The organism is Streptomyces sp. CO7 (assembly GCF_053474865.1).
Genome location: NZ_JBRIOU010000005.1, coordinates 91,928 through 94,421 on the forward strand (window position 1 = coordinate 91,928; position 2,494 = coordinate 94,421).

The following is a 2,494-nucleotide window of genomic DNA, read 5'->3' on the forward strand; positions in this document are numbered from 1 at the left end:
AGCGAATGCTGCTCCAGCGTGGCGAGCAGGCGGTACACCACCGTCCGGTTGACCCCGAGCCGCTGGGAGAGCTCGGTGACGGTCAGTCCGTGATCGGTGTCTGCGAGGAGCTTGAGGACACGCAGTCCTCTGTCGAGAGTCTGGGAGGTCTCCGCGGTCACGACACCCACTCCTTCGGTGGTGAGGTCGGCGGCCGGCGCCGGCGGGCGTGCATCACGCGCCGGGGCGACGCTGCCACGGGCCGTGTTCGTGGGCGCGAGATTAGCGAAGCCGGTCCGCTGAGCGGAAGATGCCGTCCAGAATCCGGGCAGGACGCGACGACCCGCCGGTCGCGCGAGGGTTCCCCGACCGGCGGGCCGCTGCCACCCTGACCTCATGAGCCGTGACCCCCTGATCACCGACCTGATCACCCGACTGCTGGACGGCCTTCCCGAGGACGCCGTCCTGACCGACCCCGACGTCACCGCCTCCTACTCGCACGACATGGCCAGCTTCTGCCCGGCGGGCGTCCCCGCCGTCGTGGTCCTGCCGCGCACCACCGAACAGGTCCAGCACGTCATGCGCACCGCCACCGAGCTGCGCGTGCCCGTCGTGCCGCAGGGCGCCCGGTCCGGACTGTCCGGCGCCGCCAACGCCAGCGACGGCTGCATCGTCCTGTCGCTGATCAGGATGGACCGCGTCCTGGAGATCAACGCCGTCGACCGCTACGCCGTCGTCGAGCCCGGGGTGATCAACGCCGACCTCTCCCGCGCGGTCGAGGAGAAGGGGCTCTGCTACCCGCCGGACCCGTCGAGCTGGGAGATGTGCACCATCGGCGGGAACATCGGCACCGCCTCCGGCGGCCTGTGCTGCGTCAAGTACGGCGTCACGGCCGAGTACGTCCTCGGGCTGAAGGTCGTGCTGGCCGACGGCCGGCTGCTCACCACCGGACGCCGCACCGCCAAGGGCGTCGCCGGGTACGACCTGACCCGCCTGTTCGTCGGCTCCGAGGGGTCCCTGGGCGTGGTCGTCGAAGCGGTCCTCGCACTCAAGCCGAAGCCGCCCCAACAGCTCGTGCTGGCAGCCGAGTTCAGCTCGGCTGCGGCGGCCGGCGAGGCCGTCTGCCGGATCATGGAGGACGGTCACGTGCCCTCCCTGCTGGAGCTGATGGACCGCACCACCCTCAAGGCCGTCAACGACCTCGCCAGGATGGGCCTGCCCGAGGAGACCGAGGCGCTGCTGCTCGCCGCGTTCGACACCGCCGACCCGTCCGCCGACCTGGCCGCGGTCGGCGCCCTGTGCGAGGCGGCCGGCGCCACCCAGGTGGTCCCCGCCGAGACCCCCGCCGAGTCCGAACTCCTGCTCAAGGCACGCCGGTTGAGCCTGATCGCGCTGGAGGCCGTCAAGGGCGCCACGATGATCGACGACGTGTGCGTGCCGCGCTCGCGGCTCACCGAGATGCTGGAGGGCGTCGAACGCATCGCCGCCAAGTTCCAGCTCACCATCGGCGTCTGCGCCCACGCGGGCGACGGCAACACCCACCCCACCGTCTGCTTCGACGCCGCCGACCCCGAGGAGTCCCGGCGCGCCCGGGAGTCGTTCGACGAGATCATGGCGCTCGGCCTGGAACTGGGCGGCACCATCACCGGCGAGCACGGGGTCGGCGTCCTCAAGAAGGAATGGCTGGCCCGCGAGGCCGGGCCGGTGGCCATGGAACTCCAGCGGGCCGTCAAGGACGCCTTCGACCCGCTCGGACTGCTGAACCCCGGCAAGCTGTTCTGACGCCGGGGCCGTGAGGTCCGGACGTGCACGGCGCCTCACTCCAGGGCGAGCAGCTCGGCCAGCGGGCCGTCCAGGTCGAGCAGCTCGCCCTCCCGCCCCCGGGGCACCATCCGCAGGGTGTGCGCCAGCCAGCTGGCCACCTCCCCGGCGGGCGCCTCCAGCAGCGCGTCCCCGCACGGCGAGGAGAGCGCCAGCAGCATCACCGGCCCGCCGCCCTCCACACCGCGCCCCGGCCACACCCGCACGTCCCCCTGGCCGCAGGCCCTGAACCGGCCCTCCATCAGCAGGTCGCGGGCGAACGACCAGTGCACCGGCCGGTCGGTGCCGGTATGGAAGGCCACGTGCACGGCGAACGGGTCGTCGGTGCCGTACCGCAGCCGCGCGGTGACCGGCGCGTGCTGCTCCGCCGACACGATCAACGTCATGGTCAGCTCTCGTTCCACCACGGTCCGCATGATGGGGCTCCTCTCCAGGCGGCTGTGCGTCTTCGTGGAAGGAGAGGGCCGTGCGCCCCGGGCATTACGCGACTCGCGGAGGTTTTTCTCCGCGCGTCTCCTCCCCGCCCTTCCTCACGTCCCAAGGGACCACCGATCCGGGTGAACCCGCAGCGAAGATCAACCCGTTCGGGGCTCGTACGGCCGGACGGGCAGTGCCGGGTGCGCCGTTCTGGTATGTGTGGGTAACCCGATTCGAATCCCGAGCAGATACCGGACACGACGGACATGAGTGCGCC

3 protein-coding genes are annotated in these 2,494 nt (G+C 71.6%); 1 reads left to right on the plus strand and 2 read right to left on the minus strand.

Translation table 11 applies throughout. The annotated features are described in order from the left end of the window. A partial coding sequence (locus ACOV8S_RS18705; RefSeq protein WP_448319447.1) for a helix-turn-helix domain-containing protein occupies positions 1 to 161 on the minus strand: 161 nt, incomplete at its 3' end. Between the two features lie 214 nt (positions 162 to 375). On the opposite strand from ACOV8S_RS18705, the gene ACOV8S_RS18710 reads away from it, so the two are divergent. Then, a complete protein-coding gene (locus ACOV8S_RS18710) occupies positions 376 to 1,761 on the plus strand; it encodes an FAD-binding oxidoreductase (RefSeq protein WP_448318957.1) in 1,386 nt (461 codons plus the stop codon). A 35-nt stretch (positions 1,762 to 1,796) separates the two neighbouring features. On the opposite strand, the gene ACOV8S_RS18715 is transcribed toward ACOV8S_RS18710, so the two are convergent. Continuing rightward, entirely contained in the window at positions 1,797 to 2,216 is a 420-nt protein-coding gene (locus tag ACOV8S_RS18715) for an SsgA family sporulation/cell division regulator (protein ID WP_448318958.1), read from the minus strand. Positions 2,217 to 2,494: the final 278 nt, after the last annotated feature.